20 protein-coding genes and 1 pseudogene are annotated in these 22,678 nt (G+C 66.9%); 3 read left to right on the forward strand and 18 right to left on the reverse strand.

Going from position 1 to position 22,678, the window contains the following annotated elements:
- Positions 1 to 4: 4 nt before the first annotated feature.
- Together ACM26W_RS15305 and ACM26W_RS15310 are read right to left on the reverse strand one after the other, a co-directional pair.
- On the reverse strand, positions 5 to 985 hold the full coding sequence (locus tag ACM26W_RS15305; RefSeq protein WP_416137835.1) for a TAXI family TRAP transporter solute-binding subunit: 981 nt from the start codon (positions 983 to 985) through the stop codon (positions 5 to 7).
- A 256-nt stretch (positions 986 to 1,241) separates the two neighbouring features.
- Complete coding sequence (locus ACM26W_RS15310; RefSeq protein WP_416137836.1) at positions 1,242 to 2,630, reverse strand: KamA family radical SAM protein; 1,389 nt, start codon at positions 2,628 to 2,630, stop codon at positions 1,242 to 1,244.
- A gap of 203 nt (positions 2,631 to 2,833) precedes the next feature.
- Between ACM26W_RS15310 and ACM26W_RS15315 the strand changes: the two genes are divergently transcribed.
- Positions 2,834 to 3,370: a macro domain-containing protein gene (locus ACM26W_RS15315; protein ID WP_416137837.1), complete on the forward strand. Its 537-nt coding sequence runs from the start codon at positions 2,834 to 2,836 to the stop codon at positions 3,368 to 3,370.
- 20 nt (positions 3,371 to 3,390) lie between these two features.
- On the opposite strand, the pseudogene dctP reads toward ACM26W_RS15315, so the two are convergent.
- The 14 genes and pseudogenes from dctP to puuE form a co-directional block, all read right to left on the reverse strand.
- Positions 3,391 to 4,416 (reverse strand): annotated as a pseudogene (dctP, locus tag ACM26W_RS15320) (TRAP transporter substrate-binding protein DctP); the annotation flags it as partial.
- 23 nt (positions 4,417 to 4,439) lie between these two features.
- A complete protein-coding gene (locus ACM26W_RS15325) occupies positions 4,440 to 4,982 on the reverse strand; it encodes a DUF192 domain-containing protein (protein ID WP_416137838.1) in 543 nt (180 codons plus the stop codon).
- Entirely contained in the window at positions 4,979 to 6,121 is a 1,143-nt protein-coding gene (locus ACM26W_RS15330) for an ABC transporter ATP-binding protein (RefSeq protein ID WP_416137839.1), read from the reverse strand. Before ACM26W_RS15330 ends, ACM26W_RS15325 begins: the two co-directional genes overlap by 4 nt.
- The gene (modB, locus tag ACM26W_RS15335) at positions 6,114 to 6,782 is read right to left on the reverse strand and encodes a molybdate ABC transporter permease subunit (protein WP_416137840.1); all 669 of its coding nucleotides are present in this window, start codon (positions 6,780 to 6,782) and stop codon (positions 6,114 to 6,116) included. The genes ACM26W_RS15330 and modB overlap by 8 nt, the downstream gene beginning before the upstream one ends.
- Positions 6,782 to 7,609: a molybdate ABC transporter substrate-binding protein gene (modA, locus tag ACM26W_RS15340; RefSeq protein ID WP_416137841.1), complete on the reverse strand. Its 828-nt coding sequence runs from the start codon at positions 7,607 to 7,609 to the stop codon at positions 6,782 to 6,784. The genes modB and modA overlap by 1 nt, the downstream gene beginning before the upstream one ends.
- A gap of 97 nt (positions 7,610 to 7,706) precedes the next feature.
- A complete protein-coding gene (locus tag ACM26W_RS15345) occupies positions 7,707 to 8,438 on the reverse strand; it encodes a GntR family transcriptional regulator (protein WP_416137842.1) in 732 nt (243 codons plus the stop codon).
- 83 nt (positions 8,439 to 8,521) lie between these two features.
- On the reverse strand, positions 8,522 to 10,006 hold the full coding sequence (pyk, locus tag ACM26W_RS15350; protein ID WP_416137843.1) for a pyruvate kinase: 1,485 nt from the start codon (positions 10,004 to 10,006) through the stop codon (positions 8,522 to 8,524).
- Positions 10,003 to 11,334, reverse strand: a complete 1,332-nt coding sequence (locus tag ACM26W_RS15355; RefSeq protein WP_416137844.1) for a glycerate kinase type-2 family protein — start codon at positions 11,332 to 11,334, stop codon at positions 10,003 to 10,005. The genes pyk and ACM26W_RS15355 overlap by 4 nt, the downstream gene beginning before the upstream one ends.
- Positions 11,335 to 11,556: 222 nt before the next feature.
- The gene (locus ACM26W_RS15360) at positions 11,557 to 12,444 is read right to left on the reverse strand and encodes a 2-hydroxy-3-oxopropionate reductase (RefSeq protein WP_416137845.1); all 888 of its coding nucleotides are present in this window, start codon (positions 12,442 to 12,444) and stop codon (positions 11,557 to 11,559) included.
- Between the two features lie 189 nt (positions 12,445 to 12,633).
- Positions 12,634 to 13,413, reverse strand: coding sequence for a hydroxypyruvate isomerase (hyi, locus tag ACM26W_RS15365; protein ID WP_416137846.1), 780 nt, complete (start codon positions 13,411 to 13,413; stop codon positions 12,634 to 12,636).
- Positions 13,414 to 13,439: 26 nt separating this feature from the next.
- On the reverse strand, positions 13,440 to 15,215 hold the full coding sequence (gcl, locus tag ACM26W_RS15370; RefSeq protein WP_416137847.1) for a glyoxylate carboligase: 1,776 nt from the start codon (positions 15,213 to 15,215) through the stop codon (positions 13,440 to 13,442).
- A 180-nt stretch (positions 15,216 to 15,395) separates the two neighbouring features.
- Positions 15,396 to 15,881 carry an ureidoglycolate lyase gene (locus ACM26W_RS15375; RefSeq protein ID WP_416137848.1) on the reverse strand — a complete coding sequence of 162 codons (486 nt, stop codon included), beginning with the start codon at positions 15,879 to 15,881 and terminating at the stop codon, positions 15,396 to 15,398.
- Positions 15,882 to 16,054: 173 nt separating this feature from the next.
- Entirely contained in the window at positions 16,055 to 16,888 is an 834-nt protein-coding gene (locus ACM26W_RS15380) for a bifunctional allantoicase/(S)-ureidoglycine aminohydrolase (protein WP_416137849.1), read from the reverse strand.
- 9 nt (positions 16,889 to 16,897) lie between these two features.
- A complete protein-coding gene (gene puuE / locus ACM26W_RS15385; RefSeq protein WP_416137850.1) occupies positions 16,898 to 17,836 on the reverse strand; it encodes an allantoinase PuuE in 939 nt (312 codons plus the stop codon).
- 342 nt (positions 17,837 to 18,178) lie between these two features.
- Between puuE and ACM26W_RS15390 the strand changes: the two genes are divergently transcribed.
- On the forward strand, positions 18,179 to 18,919 hold the full coding sequence (locus tag ACM26W_RS15390; RefSeq protein ID WP_416137851.1) for an aspartate/glutamate racemase family protein: 741 nt from the start codon (positions 18,179 to 18,181) through the stop codon (positions 18,917 to 18,919).
- Positions 18,920 to 19,062: 143 nt separating this feature from the next.
- The gene (locus tag ACM26W_RS15395; RefSeq protein WP_416137852.1) at positions 19,063 to 20,439 is read left to right on the forward strand and encodes an NCS1 family transporter; all 1,377 of its coding nucleotides are present in this window, start codon (positions 19,063 to 19,065) and stop codon (positions 20,437 to 20,439) included.
- Between the two features lie 82 nt (positions 20,440 to 20,521).
- Here ACM26W_RS15395 and ACM26W_RS15400 read toward each other — a convergent pair whose 3' ends face one another.
- Together ACM26W_RS15400 and ACM26W_RS15405 are read right to left on the reverse strand one after the other, a co-directional pair.
- Complete coding sequence (locus ACM26W_RS15400; RefSeq protein ID WP_416137853.1) at positions 20,522 to 21,256, reverse strand: GntR family transcriptional regulator; 735 nt, start codon at positions 21,254 to 21,256, stop codon at positions 20,522 to 20,524.
- A 152-nt stretch (positions 21,257 to 21,408) separates the two neighbouring features.
- Positions 21,409 to 22,608: a urate hydroxylase PuuD gene (locus tag ACM26W_RS15405; protein ID WP_416137854.1), complete on the reverse strand. Its 1,200-nt coding sequence runs from the start codon at positions 22,606 to 22,608 to the stop codon at positions 21,409 to 21,411.
- Positions 22,609 to 22,678 lie beyond the last annotated feature (70 nt).

The raw sequence follows: 22,678 nt of genomic DNA on the forward strand, positions 1-22,678 counted from the left end.
GGGATCACTCGATCCAGCCGCGCTCGCGGTAGTAGCGGGCCGCACCGTCGTGCAGCGGAGCGGTCAGGCCCTCGGAGATCATCTGTTCTTCCTGCAGGTTCTCGAAGGCCGGGTGCAGACGCGTGAAACGGTCGAAGTTCTCGAACACCGCCTTGACGGTCTCGTAGATCACGTCCTCGTCCACCGCCGTAGAAGAGACAAAGGTGGCCGCCACGCCGAAGGTCTCTGTGTCCTCGTCATTGCCGCGGTACATGCCGCCCGGGATCACCGAACGGGTGTAGAAGGGGTTCTCCTCGATGATCTCCTCTATCTCCGGGCCGGTCACCGGAACCAGGCGCGCATCGATGGTGGTGGTGGCCTCCTGGATGGAGCCGTTGGGATGACCGACCACGTAGACCATGGCATCGATGTTGTTGTCGGAGAGGGCCGCAGCCTGCTCAGCGGCATCCAGCTGAGAGGCCAGCGAGAAGATGTCGGTATCCCAGCCCATGGCATCCATGACGACATTCATGGTGTTGCGCTGGCCGGAGCCAGGATTGCCGATATTGACGCGCTTGCCGGGGAAGTCGCTGATATGCTCGATGCCGGAGTCGGCGCGGGCCACTACGGTGAGCGGCTCCCCGTGCATGGTGAAGACGGCGCGCATGTCTTCCCAGGCACCACCATCGGCGAAGTTGTCCTCGCCATGGTAGGCGCGATACTGGACGTCGGACTGCACCACGCCCATGTCCAGATCTCCGCTCTTCATCCCGTTGACATTAGCCACGGAGCCGCCGGTGGACGGCGCGTTGCAGCGAATGTTGTGTTCGTCGCTACCGCGATTGACCATCCGGCAGACCGACTGGCCGACCACGTAGTAGACGCCGGTCTGGCCACCGGTGCCGATGGTGATAAAGCGCTCCTGAGCCACGGCGGGGGCCGAGAACATTGCGGCACCCAGAAGGGCACCGGAGAAGGCTGCAACGGAGAAAACATGGCGTTTCATGAACACACCCCTTGTATTGTAGACAATCACACGTGGCAGCTCCGACACCCTGGTCGGTGAATCTACCAATATCTTCTACTTTAGCGGATAAAACTGCTTACGGGTAACCAACCTCCCTCAACGGAAAACTGGACGTCATCGGAGATCAGTCTAGCTGCTGCCAGCGTTTATGCCGCGTTGGAAATTACCGTGCGAATAACGAGAGAACCGCGCCGTAGCGCGGTTCGCTTATTTACCGGCAGCTGCCCTTTGGCCGTCAGGACGCCTTCATGATCAGCGCCTGCTTCTCGTCCTTCATGGCGGCGAACTCGGCCTCATAGAAGAATTCGCTCTCGCCCAGTGCCGGCTCCAGATGGTTGAGCCAGGTGGCCTCGTCGTTATATTTCGCGAAGAACGGCCGCTGCACCCAGTCGCTGTCGCGGCCCTGGATAAAGCGCAGCACGAAGACCTTCTCGCCGTTGATCTCCGTCACCCCCTGGATCTCGACCTTGCCGGGATCGGCGGACATCGACGGCCCCCGTGCGGTACGCGCCAGCCCCGGCACCTGTTTCATGGCTTCGCGATAGATTTCCCAGGCGCGCACCAGGGGCACCTCGAAGTAGTGGCGGGCGCCGGTGTCACGCTCAACGAACATATAGTAGGGGATCATCCCCAGGCGCACCTGGGTGGTCCACATGCGTGCCCACTGGTCGGCATCGTCGTTGATGTGCTTGAGCAGCGGCGCCTGGGTGCGGATCTCGGCGCCGGTGGCACGGATGCGGCGGATCGCCTCGCGGCAGATGGGGGTATCCATCTCCTTCCAGTGGTTGAAGTGCGCCATGAAGGCCACGTGCTTGCCGGCCGCCGTCAGCTCGCGGAAGAGCTCAAGGATATCCTCGGCGTCCGGGTCGGTGACGAAGCGATAGGGCCAGAAGGTCAGGCTCTTGGTGCCGATGCGGATATCCTGGACATGATCGAGCTCGGGCGCCATCAGCCCTTCCAGGTACTGGCGCAGGTGCTTGGCCTTCATCACCATGGGGTCGCCGCCGGTCATCAGCAGGTCGGTCACCTCGGTGTGCTCGGCGAGATAGCGGTGCAGGGAGTCCGCCTCGCTGGAGGCGAACTTGAGATTCTTGTCGCCCACGAACTGGGCCCAACGGAAGCAGAAGGTGCAGTAGCTGTGGCAGACCTGACCCTGGCTGGGGAAGAACAGCACCGTCTCACGGTACTTGTGCTGCATGCCGGTCAACGGCTCGCCGTCGAGCAGTGGCAGGTTGAGGTCCATCTGCCCCGCGGGATGGGGGTTGAGCTCGCTGCGCACCCGCTCGACCACCGGCTTCATCTCGGCGGCATCGGCGCCGCGGCGCACCAGTGCGGCCACTTCGTCGTAGTGGTGGGGAAGCAGCATGCCGCGCTGGGGAAAGGTGAGCTGGAAGACCGGATCCGCCGGGATATTGGTCCAGTCGATCAGTTCCTCGATGACATACTCGTTGACCCGGAACGGCAGTACCTGGCTGACGACCCGCATGTCGAAACGCAGGTCGTCAGGCAGGTTCTGAATCGCCTCGATCTTGTCGAGCTGGCGGTGGGTGTAGACCTTGAACTGTCGAGCCTCGAAGGCCTCGGCCTCGGGACTGCCGAGTTCGATGTTGACGCGCTGGTTCATCTCGCCTCCTCTTGGTTCGTCTTCTCATCGGGGAGGCCATTGGTACAGATCTAGCGGGGAAAGCGCAAACACCTGCGCCTATCTGCAACGAATGTCACGAAAATCCTGGCATATCGCAACAAACCATCCATTCCTGCCTGCGTCTTGATCAGCAGGCCACCGAGGGCCAGACTGGGAAGGAAGCGCCGTGGGAGGAGTCCGTGATGTCAGCCGTCATCGAATGCCTGCAGGGAGATATCGCCCGCCAGGAAGAGATCGACGCCGTGGTCAACGCCGCCAACGCCCAGTTGCACCCGGGCGGAGGCGTGGCCGGCGCCCTGCACCGAGCCGCCGGGCCCGAGCTGGACCGAGCCTGCCGCCCCCTGGCGCCCATTCGCCCCGGCCAGGCGGTGATCACCGACGCCTTCGACCTGCCCAATCGGTTTGTGATCCACTGCCTGGGGCCGGTCTATGGCGTCGACGAGCCCGCCGACGCACTGCTCGCCGCCTGCTACCGCCATGCCCTCGAGTTGGCGGAGGCGCACGGCATCAGCAGCATCGCCTTCCCGGCGATCTCCGCGGGGGCCTTCGGCTATCCCCCGGCGGAGGCGGCACGGGTGGCGCTCGCCACCGTGATCGCCACCCTGCCCGACTGCCCGCATGTCGAGCGGGTGCGCTTCGTCCTCTTCGATGCAAAGAGCGCCGAGCTCTACCAGCGCACGCTGACGACGCTGCAGAAATCTGAGTCTGAAAAGCGCTGATTCACGTCGCGAGCACCCCGCTACCCCACGTTGTAGCCCAGGGTCCGCGGTAGCCACAGGGCGATCTCCGGGAACACGGCAACGAGCGCCAGGGCGCTGGCCATGGCCACCACGAAGAGCAGCGCCCAGCCCAGGGTCTGCTCCAGGCGGATCTTGGCCACCTCGGTGGTCACCATCAGGTTCACCGCTACCGGCGGGGTGAACTGGCCGATGGCGATGTTCATGGCCAGGAGGATGCCGAACCAGACCGGGTTCCATTCGAAGTGCTGCATCACCGGGATCAGGATCGGCATCAGGATCAGGTAGATGGAGATGGCGTCGAGCAGCATGCCGGCGACCAGCACCGCCAGCATGATCAGGATCAGCAGCAGCACCCCGTTGTCGGTCAGGGCGATGATCCACTGGGCCATGTCGCGGAAGGTGCCGAGCATGGTGCCGGCCCAGGCGAAGATGCCGGCGAGCGCAATGATCAGCATCACCACCCCGGAGATCACCGCCGCCTCGCCCAGCAGCCCCCAGAGATCCTTCAGGCCGATCTCGCGGGTCGTGGCGATCTCCCACTGGCCGGCTTCCACGGCCGCCTCGCGCAGGATCTCGCGGTCGCCCTCCTCCAGAGAGTCCCACACCTGACGGTTCACGGCGAAGATCAGCGGATCATTCATGTAGTTCCACAGGGTCAGGTGCTGCTGGCCCACCTGGTCGATGCGTGCCACGTCGAACACCGACAGCGGGTTCTCCTGGCCATCCACCGCGCCGGTGGTGAGCGCCGGCTGGGCATCGGTCCAGCTCATCTGGGTCGGGTCGGCGCCCAGGGCGTTGAAGGTATCCTGGAACAGCGGCGAGCCCACCACGCGGATCTTCAGGCCGTCCAGGTCGGCGGGCTCACTGATCGGACCGCGGGAGTTGGAGAGCTGGCGGAAGCCATTCTCGCCCCAGGCCAGCGGGATGACGTCGCGGGATTCGATGGCCTCGAAGATCATCTCGCCGGCCGCCCCGCCGGTCACGGCATCCACCGCCGCCTCGTCGGGCAGGAAGAAGGGCAGCGTTGAATGATAGCCCGGCCAATGCCCTATTGGTCGGATGCCCGGGAGCCGTCCTCGACCACCGGCTCCGGTAGGCAGTCGCCGGTGCTGCCCGGCCAGCTGACGCAGTCACCCTCGGCGATACCCAGCCGCTCGAAGAGGCCCCCATTGACCTCCAGGGCCGCCCGGTAGGCCACCCCGGGGATGGTCACCGGACACTCTGACGGATTCTCCGAGCCGCAGGGCCACATGGTGAAGGTGGCGGCGATGCGCTCATCTTCGTCGATGAAGGCGATATCCAGGGGGATGCGGGTGCGGTACATCCAGAAGCCGTTGCGGGGTGACTGGGTGTCCCGGTAGAGAAACAGCATGCCGGCGTCATCGTCGAGGTGGTCGCGCTCCATCAGGCCGCGGTTGCGCTCGGCAACGGTGCGTGCCACCTCGACGTCGAACCGCCGGGCCCCCTCGGCGGCGTGCACCATCAGCGGCTGCACCAAAAGCCCCCCGGGCCCGCGCTCTTGAGCCTGCAGCCAGGCCGGCAGGGCCAGCAGCAACGCCAGGCCCAGCCCCCATTGCCGGATTCTCATCATGTCATCGTCCTCGTCGTGTCCGGCGGCGTCTCCGCCCCCATCAGGTGGATCCCGGCGGCGAGCAGCGAAACCTGCACGGCCTCTCCCCTAGCCAGGCCGTTGCGGCGCGCCGCATGGGTAGCAATCTCGAAGCCCAGGGTGCGTTCCGTATGGTCGAAGGCCAGCGTGACGGCGGTCATCCCGCCCAGCACCACCAGCGTCTCGACTCGGGCCTGGACCGGATTTTCCCGCTCCCCCTGGGAGGGGCGCCCGCGCCGATGCAGTACCACGTCGGAGGGCGGCAGGTACCAGCTCACCCGCTTGCCGAGGGGCAGTGTCGCCAGGCCCTCCGCTGCCTCCAGCCGCCAGGGGCCCCAGGCGAGGCGGCGCTCGCCGCCCTCCTCCACCACCTCGCCCTCGAACAGGTTGTGGCGGTCCAGTACCCGGGCCACCTCGGGCGAGGCCGGGCGGCGGAACAGCGCCTCCGGCGGCCCCGCCTGCAGGCTGCGCCCTCCATGCAGCACGCAGAGCCGATCGGCCAGGGCCGCCGCCTCGTCCAGGTCGTGGGTCACCAGCACGATGGGGATGCGGATCTGCTCACGCAGCATGGCCAGCTCGCGCTGCAGGCGCCGCCGGGTGACCTGATCCACCGCCGAGAAGGGCTCGTCGAGCAGCAGCACCCGAGGGTTTCGCGCCAAGGCACGGGCCAACGCCACCCGCTGGCGCTGGCCGCCGGAGAGCTCGGCGGGATGGCGCTCGGCCAGCCCCTCGAGGCGCACACGAGCGAGCCAGGCCGTCGCCTGCTCGCGCCGCTCCCGCGGCGGCAGATGGTCCAGGGCCACCATGACGTTGCCCAGGGCGGTGAGGTGAGGAAAGAGCGCGTAGTCCTGGAACACCAGGCCCACCCGGCGGCGCTGGGGCGGCAGGGAGAGCCTCACTCCGGCGTCGAACCAGGTCTCGCCGCCGCAGGCGATGCGCCCGGCCGCGGGGCGGTAGAGGCCAGCGATGGCGCGCAGCAGGGTGGTCTTGCCGCTGCCGGAGGGCCCCACCAGGGCGAGCAGCTCGCCGGCGTCGCAGTGAAAGTCGGCGCCCAGGGGAATGGGCCCGGGCTGATGCAGGCTCACCGCCAGCCGCGCGGGGGATTCGGAAAATTCAGGCACGGCGCCACCTCCGTCGGCCCGCCAGGCCGTAGACCACGCCGATGGTGAGGAAGGAGACCAGCAGCAGCATCGCCGACATGATGCCCGCTCCCGCCTCGTCGAAGGCCTGCACCCGGTCGTAGATGGCGATGGCAAGGGTGCGGGTCTCGCCGTCGATGGCGCCCCCCACCATGAGGATTACGCCGAACTCCCCGAGGGTGTGGGCGAAGGTCAGCGCCAGGGCCGAGATGATCCCCGGCCACACCAACGGCAGCTCGATGCGCAGGAAGGTCTGCCAGGGGGAGAGGCCGCTGCACCAGGCCGCCTCGCGCAGGTTGGCCGGCACCGTCTCGAAGGCGCGCTGGATCGGTTGCACCGCAAAGGGCAGGTTGGCCACCAGGGAGGCGAGCAGGATGCCGCTGAAGGTGAAATTGAGTCCCGAGCCGAAGAGTCGCTGCCAGAGGCTGCCGACGGGCGTTTCGACACCGAAGGCCTGCATCAGGTAGAAGCCCAGCACCGTGGGCGGCATCACCAGCGGCAGCGCCACCAGTGCCTCGCAAAGTGGCTTGCCGCGAAAACGTGTCGTGGCCAGGGTTCGCCCCAGCCACAGTCCCGCCGGCAGCAGCAGCAGACAGGTGAAGGCGGCCAGGCGCAGCGAGACCGAGAGAGCCGTCCAGTCCATCAGGGCGTGGCGTCTCCCTCAACGGGGGGGTGAACATCATCGCCGGGCAGGCGAAATCCATGGTCGGCGAGGATCGCGCGGGCCTCCTCCTCCTGCAGCCAGGCATAGAAGGCCCGCGCGGTCTCGCCGGCGCCCTTGACCAGCGCCATGCGCTGCACCAGGGGCGCATGCCAGGCCTCGGGGATCATCACGTGCTCACTGCGCTCGGCGAGCGCCGGGGCCAGCGCCAGCGACCAGGCTACCAGGCCACCGCGAGCGTCGCTGGTGAGCGCGAACTGGGCCGCCTGGGAGACGTTCTCGCCGAGCACGCGCAGTGGCGTGGTCTCCTCCCACAGGCCGACGTGCTCCAGCGCCTGCCTGGCGGCCACGCCATAGGGCGCATGCTCGGGGTTGGCCAGGGCGATGCGCGGCCGGCCCTGCCCAGCTCCGTGGGCAGTGATCGCCTCGCGCACCCCTGCCAGGGGGGCGCCCTCTTCCGGCAGGTCGTCGCGTCCCGGGCGCTGCAGCCACACCAGCCGGCCGATGGCGTAGACCTCGCCCTCGTCCTTGGTGCGCCCCTCCGCATGGAGCGCCAGCACATAGGCCTCGTCGGCGGAGAGGTAGAGCTCGAAGGGCGCGCCCTGTGCGATCTGGCGGCGGAAGTTGCCGGAGGAGCCAAAATTCAGTCGCAGCTCGCGGCCGGTCTCGGCGCGGAAGCGCTCGGCGGCCTCGGTGAGCGCGAACTGCAGGTCCGAGGCCGCCGCCACGGTGGGGACATCGGCCTTGATCAGCGTCGCCGGGAAGAACAGCGCCAGGCCGAGCAGCCAGGCTGCGCATCGTGAACCCATGGAAGTCTCCGGAGGAATCGAGGAGCGCGCATTGTCGGCCAGGGCCAGGGCCGCGACAAGACGTGACGCCAACGCTGCCGCGTGGCGCTGACCGGGGTCAGGCTTGCGCCGTGGCGGTGCCGAAGATTGCCTTGAGGTCGGTGCCACTGTCGCGTGGGCCCAGGTCGAGCAGCCCCTCGAGGCTCGCCAGGTGCTGGACCACCGCGTGGCGGGCGCCCTCGGCGTCGCCGGCACGCAGGGTATCGAGCAGGCGCGGGTGGTCCCCAGCCAGGTAGCAGGAGGCCAGCGAGGCGCGCTTGTAGAGGGCGATGACGATGGAGGTTCGCAGCACCAGGTCGGTGAGCATGGCGCCGAGGACCCGGTTGGGGGAGAACTCGGCGAGGCGGTGGTGGAGCGCCAGGGAGTGGGCGATGCGCGCCGGCTCGTCACCGCGCCAATGGGCCGCGGCTTCCGCGTCGGCCTCCGCCTGGAGTGCCGCCAGGGCGTCCCGGGAGAGCCCCCCGGCAAGCAGGGCGGCCACCTCCCCCTCCACCAGGCGGCGGGCGTCGAAGGTCTCGCGGGTCTCCTCGATGCCGGGGGCGCGCACTCGAGAGACCTGATTGGGTCGCTGGTCGACCACATGGTCGGCGGCCAGCCGCGTCAGGGCACGGCGAACCACCGAGCGACTGACCCCGAAGATCTCGCCCAGGGCCACCTCGGGCAGGCGAGTGCCGGGGGGCAGCCGCTGGGTCAACACCGCCTGGCGCACCTGGTCGACGATATGCCGGTCGCTGATTCGCTCGCCCGCCCGCACGGCGGCCTCGACGCTTTCCTTCCAGGTCTTGCTCATTTAACGCCCCCATATCGCCTGGAAGCACCTTCGCACTTTTTACGCCAACTGGCCACATTCTGCCGACGTTATGTATACAGAGATCAGCCCTCGTGACTTTCGTTCACGTCGAGGATCTTCAGGGTATTGGTGCCGCCATGGGCGTTCATGTGGTCGCCCCGGGTCAGGATCACATGGTCGCCGTGGGTGGCGATGCCCTTCTCCACCAGCAACGCCAGGGCGCGGTCGTTGAGCTCGGTGGGCGCCATGTCGCGGGTATCGAAGGGCAGCGAGACCACCCCGCGGTAGAGCGCCATGCGCCGCTGGCCGATGGCGCTGTGGGCCAGGCCGACGATGGGCAGCCCCGAGCGGATCCGCGAGGCGATCAGTGGCGTGTAGCCGGTCGAGGTCATGCAGGCGATGGCGGCCACGCCCGACAGGTGGTTGGCGGCGTACATGGCGGAGAGCGCGATGGTCTCGTCGATCCGCGAGAAGCCCTCGTGCATGCGGTGGCCGGATTCCTGGGCGATCTTCTCGCGCTCGGCGCCCAGGCAGACCCGGTCCATGGCCTCGATGGTCTCCACCGGGAAGTCGCCGGCGGCGGTCTCCGCGGAGAGCATCACCGCATCGGTGCCGTCGAGCACGGCGTTGGCCACGTCGAACACCTCGGCTCGGGTGGGCAGCGGCGACTCGATCATCGACTCCATCATCTGGGTGGCGGTGATCACCGCGCGGTTGAGGGTGCGGGCGCGCTTGATGATGCGCTTCTGCATGCCGATCAGCTGGGCATCGCCGATCTCCACGCCGAGATCGCCGCGGGCCACCATCACCGCCTCGCTGGCCACGATGATGCCGTCGAGCGTCGCCTCGTCGGCCACCGCCTCGGCGCGCTCGAGCTTGGCGACCAGGCCGATCTCCTTGCCCGCCTCGCCGAGCAGGTCGCGGGCTTCCTGCATATCGGCGGCGCTGCGCGGAAAGGAGACCGCCAGGTAATCCACGCCGATGTCGACGGCGGTGGCGAGATCCGCGCGATCCTTGTCGGTGAGCGCCGGCGCCGAGAGGCCACCGCCCTGCTTGTTGATGCCCTTGTTGTTGGAGAGCTTGCCACCCACCACCACGGTGGTGTGAATCTCGCGGCCCTGGACGGCGGTGACGTCGAGCACCACCCGGCCATCGTCGAGCAGCAGGCGGTCGCCCGAGGCCACGTCGTCGATCAGCTGCTGATAGTCGCAGCCGACGCGGGAGGCATCGCCGGCATTGCCGTCGAGCGCCATATCGAGCACGAAGGGCACGCCCTCCGCCAGTTCGACCGCGCCGTTGGCGAAGCGGGCGATGCGGATCTTGGGGCCCTGGAGGTCGCCGAGGGCGGCGACGCTGCGGCCCAGGCGGTGGGCGATCTCGCGGACCCGCACCAGGCGCTGGCGATGGTCGTCGGCACTGCCGTGGGAGAAGTTGAGGCGGACCACGTCGACGCCGGCCGCGATCATGGCCTCCAGCACGCCCTCTCGGTCGCTGGCCGGGCCCAGGGTGGCGACGATCTTGGTACGGCGGATGGGGTCATGGATGGGGGCGTGGGGGGGAAGCGTCATGGTGTCCTCGGCAAGACCAGAATGGCACGGAAATCGTTGACGTTGGTGCGCGTCGGCCCGGTGATTATCAGCCGGTCGAGCGTCTGGAAGAAAGTATACGCGTCATTGCGTGACAGGTAATCGCGCGGGTCGAGGCCGCGGGCCTGAGCGCGCGCCCAGTCGCCGGGCCCGAACAGGGCGCCGGCGTTGTCCTCGGAGCCATCGATGCCGTCGGTATCGATGGCCAGGGCGTGGATGCCTTCGGCCCCCTTCAGGGCCTCGAAGAGCCCGAGAAGGTACTCGACGTTGCGCCCGCCGCAGCCGTCGCCGGTCACGGTGACGCTGGTCTCGCCGCCGGAGAGCAGCAGCAGGGGCTGCGTCAGGCCCTGCTGCTCCAGGGCGTCCCGCCGGGAGAGCGCCAGGCGGCCCTGGGCGCGCCCCAGTTCGTGGGCCTCGCCCTCCAGGTCATCGCCCAGCAGGCGCACCTCGACGCCCGCCGCCTCGGCGGTGGCACGCGCCGCCGCCAGTGCCTCCGCGGCCCGCGCCAGCACCGCCACCTCGTCGCGGGCAAAATCGGGAGCCTCCCGGCGAGGCGCTCCACCGCTGCCCGCCAGATGGTCCCGCACGCCGGCGGGCATCTCGATGGCATGGCGCTCAAGGATCGCCAGGGCGTCGGCCGGCGTGGTGGCATCCGGCAGGGTCGGGCCGGAGGCCACCAGGGAGGGCTCGTCGCCCGGCACGTCGGAGATCAGCCAGGTGACCACCCGGGCCGGATGGGCCGCCGCCGCGAGCCGCCCGCCCTTGATGGCAGAGAGATGGCGGCGCACGGTGTTGATCTCGCGGATCGGCGCCCCGCAGCGCAGCAGTGCACGATTGATCGCCTGCTTCTCTGCCAGGCTGATGCCCGGGGCCGGCAGGCTCATCAGCGCCGAACCGCCGCCCGAGATCAGGGCGATCACGAGATCATCCGTGCCGAGGTCCGCCACGGCCTCGAGCATGCGCCGGGCGGCCTGCTCGCTGAGGCCATCCGGCATGGGGTGGGCGGCCTCGAGCACCTCGATACGCTCACAGGGAGTGCCATGACCGTAGCGGGTCACCACCAGGCCCGATAGCGGCGCCTCGGGATGGCGCGACTGCCAGGCGCGCTCCAGGGCGGCGGCCATGGCGGCGGCGGCCTTGCCGGCGCCCACCACCAGGGTGCGTCCGGCGGGGGGCTCGGGCAGCTGCCCGGCGAGCAGGGCATCGGGGTGCACCGCCGCCACGGCGGTGTCGGCCAGCTCGCGCAGCCAGACGAGAGCCTCGGCCTCGCAGGCCAGCAGCGGTGTCTCCAGGGATGGGATCGCGGTCATGGGCGCTCCTCGCGGCGGGCCGGCGTCGGCGGGGCCACCGCCGGCGGTAGAAAACGGGAAGGGATTCGGGGGTCAAAAAGGCCCGACGACGAGCGGGGTTGCCCCGCCGCCGGGCAAGGCCGCCTGGCGGCGGCCGCGAGGCAGACGACGACCCGACGCCTGCCTCAGGGAGCAGTCACCTCCCTGTCGCCGCCGGCCCGTCGTCCGGGCCGGCGGACCGACTCATGCCTGGCCGACCTCATGGTCAGCCAGTGTCTCGAGGGCCCGTAGGATGCCGGCATGGTCCCAGTCGGCGCCGCCGTGGGCCGCGCAGGCCTGGAACAGCTGCTGGGCGTTGGCGGTGCCGGGCAGCGCCAGGCCGAGGCTGCGCGCCCCTTCCAGCGCAAGATTGAGGTCCTTCTGGTGCAGCTTGATCTTGAAGCCGGGGTCGAAGGTGCGCTCGATCATGCGCGCACCATGGACGTCGAGGATCTTCGACTGGGCGAGGCCCCCGAGCAGCGATTCGCGCACCCTGGCCACGTCGGCGCCGGCCTTCGAGGCGAACAGCAGGCCCTCGGCCACCGCCTCGATGGTCAGGGCAACGACGATCTGGTTGGCCACCTTGCAGATCTGGCCGGCGCCGTGGCCGCCGATATGGGTGATGGTCTTGCCCATCACCTCGAGGATCGGCCGGGCTCGCTCGACACCCGCCTCGGTGCCGCCGACCATGATGGTCAGAGCGGCATTGATGGCGCCGCCTTCGCCGCCGGAGACCGGCGCGTCGACGTATTCGCCACCGGCCTCATGGATGCGCCTGGCGAAGTCCTGGGTGGCGATGGGGGCGATGGAGCTCATGTCGATCACCAGGGTGCCGGGCGTAAGGCCCTCGATGACGCCACCCTCGCCGAACAGCACCTCTTCCACGTCCGGAGTGTCCGGCACCATGGTGATGATCACCGCGGCTTCGGCAGCCACCGCGGCGGGGCTGTCGAGCTCGCGCAGGCCCCTGGACGCCAAGCTCTCCTCCAGCGTGCCGCGCTTGACGGTGACGACTTCATGGCCGGCGTCCAGCAGGTGGCCCGCCATGGGACGGCCCATGATGCCGAGGCCGATAAATCCGATCTTGCTCATGGTCTCTCTCCTCTTGTCTCTCTTGTCGTTGTGATCCTGGGTAGAAGGCTACTTACCGCTCGAGGCTGACCCGTCGGCAGGCCTGCGAGGAGGCGCTGTGAACCCATCCCTGGGCGCTACCGATGCCATCCCTGGCATAGGACCTCCTCTTCGGCCTGCCCCCGGCGCCTCTCGCCATGAACAACGCCCTCAGCTCCGTACCGCATCCAGCCAGCCCAGCCCTTCCTCGGTGCGGCCTGCCGGCTTGTACTCGCAGCCGATCCAGCCCTGGTAGCCGAGGCGATCCAGATGGGCGAACAGGAACGGGTAGTTGATCTCGCCGGTGCCCGGCTCGTGGCGGCCCGGGTTGTCGGCGAGCTGCACGTGAGCGATACGCACCAGGTGTTTCTCGATGGTCGGCGCCAGGTCTCCCTCCATGATCTGCATGTGATAGATGTCGTACTGCAGCATGAGGTTGTCGCTGCCCACCTCGTCGAAGATCGCCAGCGCCTGCTCGGTGCGGTTGAGGAAGAAGCCCGGGATATCGCGGGTGTTGATGGGCTCGGCGATCAGGCGGATGCCGGCGGCCTCGAGCTTGCCGGCGGCATGGCGCAGGTTCTCCACCAGAGTCTGGCGGGCCTCGTCGTCGCTGACGCCTTGCGGCTGGATGCCGGCCAGGCAGTTGACCTGCCGACAGCCAAGCGCGGTGGCGTATTCGATGGCCTGGTCGACGCCGGCACGGAACTCCTCGACGCGATCCGGATGGCAGGCGATACCGCGCTCGCCGGCGCCCCAGTCACCGGCCGGCAGGTTGAAGAGCACCTGGGTCAGGCCGTTGGCGTCCAGGCGCTGCTTGATCTCGTCGGCGGTGAAATCGTAGGGGAAGAGGTACTCCACGCCCTTGAAGCCAGCCCGGGCGGCGGCCTCGAAGCGATCGAGGAAATCCTCCTCGGTGAACAGCATGCTGAGGTTGGCGGCAAACTTGGGCATCGTGAACTCCTTGGATCGTTGTCTTCTCAAGTGAGGGCAGCAATCGAGGTCGGCGCATCCTCCTGATTCTCGGCCAGGTCCTCGAACTCGGTGACGCCGGCCAGGTCGGTGCCCATGGCGATATTGGTCACCCGCTCGAGGATCACCTCGACCACCACCGGCACCCGGTACTCGGCCATCAGCTTACGGGCCTCCTCGATGGCCGGGGCGATCTCCTCGGGCTTGGTGACCCGCAGCGCCTTGCAGCCCAGCCCCTCCACCACCGCGACGTGGTCCACGCCATAGCCGTTGATCTCGGGGCAGTTGATATTCTCGAAGCCCAGCTGCACACAGTAGTCCATGTCGAAGCCACGCTGGGCCTGGCGAATCAGCCCCAGGTAGGAGTTGTTCACCAGCACATGGATATAGGGCAGCTTGAACTGCGCCCCGACCGCCAGCTCCTCGACCATGAACTGGAAGTCGTAGTCGCCGGACAGCGCGACCACCTGGGCATCCGGATCGGCACGGCAGACACCGAGGGCGGCGGGAATCGTCCAGCCCAGGGGACCTGCCTGTCCACAGTTGATCCAGTGCCGTGGCTTGTAAGTATGGAGGAACTGGGCACCGGCGATCTGTGACAGACCGATGGTGCTGACATAGCGGGTGTTCTTGCCGAACACGCGATTCATTTCCTCGTAGACCCGCTGCGGCTTGACCGGTACCTCGTCGAAGTGGGTCTTGCGCAGCAGGGTACGCTTGCGCTCCTGACACTCCTCGGCCCAGGCGGAGCGGTCCTTCAGCTTGCCGGCGGCCTTCAGCTCGCGAGCCACCTCGACGAACAGCTCAAGCGCCGCCTTGGCATCGGAGACGATGCCGTAGTCGGGGCCGAAGATACGCCCGATTTGGGTCGGCTCGATGTCCACGTGAACGAATTTGCGCCCCTCGGTGTAGGTCTCGAGATTGCCTGTGTGGCGATTGGCCCAGCGGTTGCCAATGCCCATCACGAAGTCCGAGGCCAGCAGCGTGGCGTTACCGTAGCGGTGAGAGGTCTGCAGCCCCACCATGCCGGCCATAAGCGGATGATCGTCAGGGATCGAGCCCCAACCCATCAGGGTGGGGATGACCGGCACCCCGGTGAGCTCGGCGAACTCGGTGAGCAGCTCGCTGGCGTCGGCGTTGATGATCCCGCCACCGGCCACCAGCAGCGGCTTGTCGGCCTCCTCGAGCATGGCGATGGCCTTCTCGATCTGGGCCTTTGAGGCGCTGGGCTTGTAGGCCGGCAGCGGCTCGTAGGTATCCGGGTCGAACTCGATCTCGCTCATCTGCACGTCGATGGGCAGGTCGATCAGCACCGGGCCGGGACGCGACGAGCGCATCAGCTGGAAGGCCTGCTGGAAGGCGCGCGGCACCTGGGCCGGCTCCAGCACGGTGATCGCCCACTTGGTGACCGGCCCGGCGATGGCCTGGATGTCCACTGCCTGGAAGTCCTCCTTGTGCAGCTTGGCACGCGGCGCCTGGCCGGTGATGCACAGGATCGGAATAGAGTCGGCGATGGCCGAGTAGAGGCCGGTAATCATGTCGGTGCCGGCGGGGCCGGAGGTGCCGATGCACACCCCGATGTTGCCGGCCCGGGTGCGGGTATAGCCCTCGGCCATGTGCGAGGCGCCCTCGACGTGGCGGGCCAGCACATGGTCGATGCCCCCCAGCTTGCGCAGGGCGGCATAGAAGGGGTTGATTGCGGCACCGGGCACCCCGAAGGCGACCTCGATGCCTTCCTTCCTGAGCACGTGAACGGCGGCTTCTGCAGCGATCATGCGGGCCATGACGAAATCCTCCAGTGAGGGGATATTGTTTTTGGAAAATCATTTTGTATACCGAGATTAGGCTCGCATCCCGATCTCGTCAAGAATGGATGGAAAATATTTTCATATTTTTAAAAGTCAAAAAATACCCAAGCCACATCAGCAGCTTGGGTACAATATCAGGAAGCCGTCAGGGACGAATCAGAGGGTCACGCGCAGGGCCAGCGGATGCTCGTCGCAGTTGTTCTCTTCCCCGCCCCGGTCGACCACCAGGAACTCGCCCTCGCGCTCGAGCACCGACTGGATGGCATGCCAGGTGCCGGCGCGGTAGTTGACCCCCTGGCGGCCGTCGGTGACGAAGGCGCGTACCTCGCCGGGGTCGATGGTCTCGCCCGGCGGCGCGACGACAACCAGGAATTTCTCTTCATGGAGGGGCATAAAGGCCTGGCTGCCCAAGGGGTGGCGCTCCAGGAAGTCGAGCTCCAGCGGGATCGATACCGGCTGGCTGACGAAGAGGCTGATCAGCGTCCGCGCCCCCTCCCCCAGGGTCTCGACCCTGGCCAGGTCGTGGTGGCGCCGGGTGCGCCCGGCGTTGATGGGAAACCAGGCCGACGCCCGGGCATCGATCACCTCGCCGAAGGGGGCGAAGGCCTCCGGCGTCAGCGGTTCAGCTTTCAGTTCCAGCATGATTGTGTACCTCCGGCGTATGGCGCGAGAGGCGCCGGGGACAGGTCTGGAGGGGGTCCTATGCCAGGGATGGCATCGGTAGCGCCCAGGGAGGGGTTCACAGCGCCCCCGAACAGGCCTGTCGCCGGATCAGCCTCGAGCGTTGCGGCTATCCGCAGCACTTGAGCGCCCTTTCAGCGGCTACCCAGGCGCAGCTTCGGGTGGCGATTGACGTCCTTGTAGAGCAGGTAGCGGAAGGGTCCCGGGCCGCCGGCGTAGCACGCCTGGGGGCAGAAGGCACGCAGCCACATGAAGTCGCCGGCCTCGACCTCTACCCAGTCCTGGTTGAGGTGGTAGACCGCCTTGCCCTCCAGCACGTAGAGGCCGTGCTCCATGACGTGGGTCTCGTCGAAGGGAATCACCGCCCCCGGCTGGAAGGTGACGATGTTGACGTGCATGTCGTGGCGCACGTCGTCGGGGTCGACGAAGCGGGTGGTGGCCCAGCGGCCCTCGGTGCCCGGCATGGGGTTGGGTTCGAGGTCATTCTCGTTGACCACGAAGGCCTCGGGCACCGCGATGCCCTCGACCCGCTCATAGGCCTTGCGCACCCAGTGGAAGCGCACCGGGGCATCGGATTCGTTGTTCACCTGCCAGTCGCTGCCGGGCGGAATGAACGCATAGCCGCCGGGGACCAGGCGATGGCGCTCGCCGGACAGGATCAGGCTGAGCTCACCCTCCACCACGAAGAGCACGCCCTCGGCCTCGGGGTCGAGCTCGGGTCGCTCGCTGCCGCCGCCGGGAGCAACCTCCATGATGTACTGGGAGAAGGTCTCGGCGAAGCCGGAAAGCGGGCGGGCCAGTACCCAAAGCCGGGTCTTCTCCCAGAACGGCAGGTTGCTGGTGACGATATCGCCGAACACCCCCTTGGGAATGACGGCATAGGCCTCGGTGAATACCGCCCGGTCGGAGAGCAGTTGGGTCTGGGGAGGATGGCCGCCGGCGGGGGCGTAGTAGGTGCGTTGTTTCATGGGGTGTCCTCAGGCTTTCGGTACCGGATGATGCTCCGCCCAATGTCGGGCGATATCCACCCGCCGCGTCACCCAGACCCGGTCGTGGGCCTCGATATGGTCGAGGAAGCGCTGCAGGGCGCGGAAGCGGCCCGGGCGACCCAGCAGACGGCAGTGCATGCCGATGGAGAGCATCTTCGGCGCCTCCTCCCCCTCGGCGTAGAGCACATCAAAGGCGTCGCGCAGGTAGGTGAAGAAGTGATCGGCGGTATTGAAGCCCTGGGGGGCGGCGAAGCGCATGTCGTTACTGTCCAGGGTGTAGGGCACGATCAGGTGGTCGTGCTCGACGCCCTGGCTGTCGCGCTCGCGGGTCCAGAACGGCAGGTCGTCGCCGTAGTAGTCGCTGTCATAGAGGAAGCCCCCCTCGTCCAGTACCAGCCGGCGGGTGTTGGGGCTGTCGCGGCCGGTGTACCAGCCCAGCGGCTTCTCACCGTAGAGACGCTGGAAGATCGCCATGGCCTTGTGCAAGTGCTCGCGCTCCAGCGCCTCGGGCATCTCCTGATAGTGGATCCAACGATAGCCGTGGCAGGCGATCTCGTGGCCAAGCTCCTTGAAGGCGTGGGCCACCTCCGGGTGGCGCTCCAGTGCCATGGCCACGCCGAACACGGTGAGCGGCAGGCCACGGCGCTCGAACTCGCGCAGGATCCGCCACACGCCGGCCCGGGAGCCGTACTCGTAGATCGACTCCATGCTCAGGTGGCGGTCGGGAAAGGCCGGCGCGCCGATGATCTCGGAGAGAAACTGCTCGGAGCCGGCATCGCCGTGCAGCACGCAGTTCTCGCCGCCCTCCTCGTAGTTGAGCACGAACTGCACGGCGATCTTCGCCCGGCCCGGCCAGTTGGCGTGGGGCGGGTTGCGGCCGTAGCCGATCAGGTCACGGGGGTAGTCCGGAAAGAAGGGGCGCGTCATGGCATGGCTTCCTGATTGTTATGGGGCGCGCTGCGGAAGGTCAGTTGCGCGGAGTGTATACAAAGACAAGATAGAGTGTACCCAACAATATCGCAACAGGTTCGAACAGGCAGATAATGTATACAATTAATGGCTCCTAATATGCGCATTAACAGGTAATGGGCGGCAAATTAGACCAAAGTCTCACCTCCTCACAGCCACCCCAAGCGCTGCCAATTGGTAAAAACCCGTTACGCAACATCTATCTGTGACGAAAATCCCGCCTCAACATATGCTCTTGCTTAATGCACAAAAGCATCCTATTTTGTGTACAAAGATAATTCCAACGGTCAGGAGCCTCCCATGCACATACGTGTCATCAACCCCAATACCACCGCCGGCATGACCGCCACGATCGACGAGGCGGCCCGTCGCATCGCCGCACCCGGTACCGAGATCGTCGCCACGCAGCCGGCCCACGGTCCGGTATCGATAGAAAGCCACTTCGACGAGGCGATCAGCGCCGTGGGCGTACTGGAGGAGGTGCTCGCCGGCGAGCGCGAACAGGCGGACGCCTATGTGATCGCCTGCTTCGGCGACCCGGGTCTGCTGGCGGCCCGCGAGCTGACCCGCGCCCCGGTGATCGGCATCGCCGAGGCGGCCTTCCATATGGCCACACTGATCAGCACGCGCTTCTCCATCGTCACCACCCTGGGGCGCACCGGCATCATCGCCGAGCATCTGCTGGACAACTACGGCTTCCACCACCACTGCCGGCGGGTGCGCGCCGCGGAGATTCCGGTGCTGGACCTGGAGGCGAACGCCGATGCGGCCCTGACTCGCATCATCGAGGAGTGCCGGCGCGCCCGCGACGAGGACGGCATCGGCGCCATCGTGCTGGGCTGCGGCGGCATGGCCGATCTCACCGACGAAATCAGCAGGGAAGTGGGCCTGCCTGTCGTCGAGGGCGTCACCGCCGCAGTGAAGCTGGCCGAGGCCCTGGTAGGGCTGGGGCTTGGCACCAGCAAGCACGGAGACCTTGCCTTTCCCAGGCCGAAGGCGTTTACCGGGCGCTTCGAGCATTTTGCGCACTTAACGCCCTGACACCGCCTGACACGAAAAGCACGTACCAAAAGCACGTACCAAAAGCACGATAGAAAGATAAATAACCAACAAACAGCACGCCGCAAGCGACTCCCTACCGGGACAACAACAAGATCCGACATCCACCTTGCGAGGACATTACCATGAGCAATTCGACAACACCGGCACAGCCCACCGATCCGCATATCTCGGTCGCCACTGCACAGGGCGGCACCAAGGCCCCCGGCCAGGAATCCCTGGCTCCTCAGCAGACCCGCATCATGGGTCGCCCCTCCTATTTCCTGGCCTGGTTCGGCGGCTGCGTGTCAATCGGCACCTTCGCCATGGGCTCCAGCGTGGTGGGCACCCTGAACCTGATCCAGGCCACCCTGGCGATCGCCATCGGCTGCTTCGTGATCGGCATCGCTCTGGCCATCAATGGTGCCGCTGGCTACAAGTACGGCATCCCCTTCATGGTCCAGGCGCGCAGCGCCTTCGGCTTCGCCGGCACCCGCATCCCGGGGCTGGTGCGGGCGGTACCGGCCATCGTCTGGTACGGCTTCCAGAGCTGGATCGGCGCCGGCGCCCTGAACATGGTCTCGGCCACCCTGTTCGGTTTCGACAACCTGATCTTCTACTTCATCACCTTCCAGTTCCTGCAGATCGGCCTGTCGGTGATGGGCTTCCAGGGCATCAAGTGGCTGGAGAACATCGGCAGCGTCTTCATCCTCGCCTCGCTGACCTACATGTTCTACGCCACGGTGCAGCGTTACGGCGATGAGCTCTCGGCCAACCTGCTGACCATGGAAGGCTCCTGGGGGATGCCGTTCTGGGGCGCCACCATGCTGTTCCTGGGCATCTACAGCACCATGATGCTCAACGTCAGCGACTACTCCCGCGAGCACAAGCACGGCACCGGCCCCGGCATCCTCACCACCATCTACGCCATGTCGATCCTGCCCTGCACCCTGTTCATGGGCCTGATCGGCTACATGGTCTCCGAGGCCACCGGCACAGCAGATCCGATCCAGGTATTCGCCAACGCCGTGGATAACACTCCACTGCTGATGACAACCCTGCTGTTCATCGCCTTCGCCCAGGTCACCACCAACGTGCTCAACAATGTGGTGCCGCCGACCTATGTGCTGATGGACGTGTTCAAGATGAAGTTCCCCGTTGCCACCGTGATCGTCGGCCTGCTGGCCTTCGCCACCTTCCCCTGGAAGCTGGTGCAGCCCGACTCCGCCGCCGGCCTGCAGCTGTTCGTGCAGACCTACTCCGCTTTCCTCGGCCCGATCTTCGCCATCCTGGTGGTCGACTACTACATCATCCGTCGCCGCACCCTGGATCTCGGCAAGCTGTATGACGAGACAGGCCCCTACCAGGGCTTGAACTACGCGGCACTGGTTGCCACCGCGGTGGGCATCATCGCCGCCCTGACCTTCTCCGCGGTCTCCTGGTACGCCAGCCTGATCCCCGCCGGCGTCACCTACTACCTGCTGATGAAGCACTGGGCCCCCTGCCAGCGCTTCCGTCAGTAACCCCACCCCGTAGCCACCAACGCCAGCGCCCCGGACTCAGGTCCGGGGCGCTGGCGTTGGCATGGCAGAAGCGCGCGGCCGCTCAGCGCCCGAAGATGCTGTTCAGGTCTGGCGCCTCGCCCGCCTCCTCGACGATCGAGAGAGAGGCCTCGATGGCCTTGAGGTGGCGGCTCATGAAGGCCGTGGCGCGCTCGCCGTTGCCGGCCTCCAGATAGCCGATCAGGTCATCGTGGTCGTGGGACTCGCAGCCCAGGTGCCCGGCGTTGCCGTAGACGGCGAGGATCAGCGAGGAGCGCGAGCAGAGGCGGTCGACGAAATCGGCCAGGGTGGCATTGCCGGAGATCCGAGCCAGCCGGGCATGGAAGGCCGCCGAGAGCTTGATGGCCGTGCTCTGCTCGCCGGCCCTGAGCGCCTCGCGCTCGCGACGCGCCATAGCGCGCAGCTCCTGGACATCGTCATCGGTAATGCGCCGCGCCACCTCGAGCATCAGGCCGCATTCGATCATCTGGCGCGCATCGAAGACGTCCTTGGCCTCGTCGGCGGTGGGCCGGGTCACGCTGGCCCCGCGCCGCGGGGTCAGGGTGACCAGCTGCTCCAGGGCCAGGCGCTGCAGAATCTTGCGGATACCGGTGCGGCTGACGCCGAACACCTCGGAGAGCGCATCCTCGCGCAGGCGGGCACCGGGCTTGAGGCGGTGCTCGATGATCGCATCGCTGATCGAGCGATAGATGGCCTCGTGGCGCTCGGCACCGTCACCGTCCTTGCCGCGGCGCGGGGAGGACGGCCGGTGTTCGGGCTCGGGCTGGCGCTGGTTCATCTGGGCATCTCTCCCCTGCGGTCACTGATGGCCTTCATTGTATACGCCAGATGACCTTCGATACGACTGACCGACACGTCTTGACCCGCCGGGCGGCGGGTCAAGGTGAGAGGCATCACGCGAGAGCGGCAAGGCGGCCGGGGCCGCCGCTATCACTGCGACCAGGCGGCGATGGCCGCACGCTCCTCGTCGGTCATGCCGGTCATGTTGCCCAGCGGCATGTAGCCACTCGCCACCACCTGCTGGACCTGGACTCGCTGGGCGGCGGTCTGCTGCGGGGAGTCATAGGCGACCCCCGCCGGTGGTGCATTGAAGCCGGGCTGTCTCGGCTGGCTGGCGTGGCAGGAGGCGCAACGCATCTCGATGATGGCGTGGACCTCTTCGAGGCTGACCGCGGCGCGATCCGGGTCGGCGGCGGGCGACGGCGAGGGGGCCGCGATCCAGAACGCCACGGCGATCAGCGCCGTGCCAGCCGCCGGATAGGCGGGCTTGATGCTGCCGGCATGCATCAGCACGAAGAACTGGCGGATCAGCGCGCCGGCGAAGATGAACAGCGACATGATCACCCAGGCCTGCTCGTGGGAGTAGGCGAAGGAGTAGTGGTTGCTGATCATCAGCAGCACCACCGGCAGGGTGAAGAAGGTGTTATGCACCGAGCGCTGCTTGCCGCGCTTGCCGTCCAGCGGGTTGGGCACTTCGCCGGCCTTCATCGCCGCCACCATGCGGCGCTGACCGGGAATGATCCAGAAGAAGACATTGGCCGACATGGCCGTAGCCATCACCGCCCCGGTGATCAGGAAGGCGGCGCGGCCGGCGAACAGCTGGGTGCTCAGGTAGGTCACCACCACCATCATCACCGCCACGGCGATGCTGAGCAGACCGTCCCGGGTCATGTCGGGGCTGATGCGCTTGCACAACTCGTTGTAGACCACCCAGCCACCGAGCAGGAAGAGCAGCGCCACCCCATTGGCCTGCCAGCCGCTCATGCTGGCCGCCCACGCCCAGCTGCTGTCGGGGTTGACCAGGTAGAAGCTCGGGTTGGCCATGTAGAGCAGCACGAAGAGTGCGAAGCCTGACAGCCAGGTGGTGTAGGACTTCCAGAACGACCAGTGCAGATCATCGGGCAGCTTGGCCGGCGCCGTAGCGTACTTCTGGTTGTGATAGAAGCCGCCGCCGTGCACCGCCCACATCTCGCCGAACACCCCCTTGTCGCGGTCCTCGGCGGCCTTGGGCTTCTTCAGGCCGTTGTCCAGCATCACGAAGTAGATCGATTCGCCGATCCAGGCGATGGCCGCGATGACGTGGAGCCAGCGCAGCATGAAGTTGGCAAAGTCCAGCAGATAGGCTTGCATCAGGGGATGCCTCGACTCGTTGCATTGTTGTTGATGACTGAGTTGTTGATGACTGAGTTGTTGATGACTG

The organism is Halomonas sp. HK25, assembly GCF_047795635.1.
In the GTDB taxonomy this organism is placed as follows: Bacteria; Pseudomonadota; Gammaproteobacteria; order Pseudomonadales; family Halomonadaceae; genus Halomonas.

Bases quoted from the DNA above. Each gene is read 5' to 3' on its own strand.
- ACM26W_RS15345 (WP_416137842.1), bottom strand. From the start codon at position 8,438: ATGAGCAAGACCTGGAAGGAAAGCGTCGAGGCCGCCGTGCGGGCGGGC.
- hyi (WP_416137846.1), bottom strand. From the start codon at position 13,413: ATGCCCAAGTTTGCCGCCAACCTCAGCATGCTGTTCACCGAGGAGGAT.
- ACM26W_RS15355 (WP_416137844.1), bottom strand. From the start codon at position 11,334: ATGACCGCGATCCCATCCCTGGAGACACCGCTGCTGGCCTGCGAGGCC.
- gcl (WP_416137847.1), bottom strand. From the start codon at position 15,215: ATGGCCCGCATGATCGCTGCAGAAGCCGCCGTTCACGTGCTCAGGAAG.
- pyk (WP_416137843.1), bottom strand. From the start codon at position 10,006: ATGACGCTTCCCCCCCACGCCCCCATCCATGACCCCATCCGCCGTACC.
- ACM26W_RS15395 (WP_416137852.1), top strand. From the start codon at position 19,063: ATGAGCAATTCGACAACACCGGCACAGCCCACCGATCCGCATATCTCG.
- ACM26W_RS15305 (WP_416137835.1), bottom strand. From the start codon at position 985: ATGAAACGCCATGTTTTCTCCGTTGCAGCCTTCTCCGGTGCCCTTCTG.
- ACM26W_RS15380 (WP_416137849.1), bottom strand. From the start codon at position 16,888: ATGAAACAACGCACCTACTACGCCCCCGCCGGCGGCCATCCTCCCCAG.
- ACM26W_RS15325 (WP_416137838.1), bottom strand. From the start codon at position 4,982: ATGATGAGAATCCGGCAATGGGGGCTGGGCCTGGCGTTGCTGCTGGCC.
- ACM26W_RS15310 (WP_416137836.1), bottom strand. From the start codon at position 2,630: ATGAACCAGCGCGTCAACATCGAACTCGGCAGTCCCGAGGCCGAGGCC.
- ACM26W_RS15390 (WP_416137851.1), top strand. From the start codon at position 18,179: ATGCACATACGTGTCATCAACCCCAATACCACCGCCGGCATGACCGCC.
- ACM26W_RS15400 (WP_416137853.1), bottom strand. From the start codon at position 21,256: ATGAACCAGCGCCAGCCCGAGCCCGAACACCGGCCGTCCTCCCCGCGC.
- ACM26W_RS15360 (WP_416137845.1), bottom strand. From the start codon at position 12,444: ATGAGCAAGATCGGATTTATCGGCCTCGGCATCATGGGCCGTCCCATG.
- ACM26W_RS15405 (WP_416137854.1), bottom strand. From the start codon at position 22,608: ATGCAAGCCTATCTGCTGGACTTTGCCAACTTCATGCTGCGCTGGCTC.
- ACM26W_RS15315 (WP_416137837.1), top strand. From the start codon at position 2,834: ATGTCAGCCGTCATCGAATGCCTGCAGGGAGATATCGCCCGCCAGGAA.
- ACM26W_RS15375 (WP_416137848.1), bottom strand. From the start codon at position 15,881: ATGCTGGAACTGAAAGCTGAACCGCTGACGCCGGAGGCCTTCGCCCCC.
- modB (WP_416137840.1), bottom strand. From the start codon at position 6,782: ATGGACTGGACGGCTCTCTCGGTCTCGCTGCGCCTGGCCGCCTTCACC.
- puuE (WP_416137850.1), bottom strand. From the start codon at position 17,836: ATGACGCGCCCCTTCTTTCCGGACTACCCCCGTGACCTGATCGGCTAC.
- modA (WP_416137841.1), bottom strand. From the start codon at position 7,609: ATGGGTTCACGATGCGCAGCCTGGCTGCTCGGCCTGGCGCTGTTCTTC.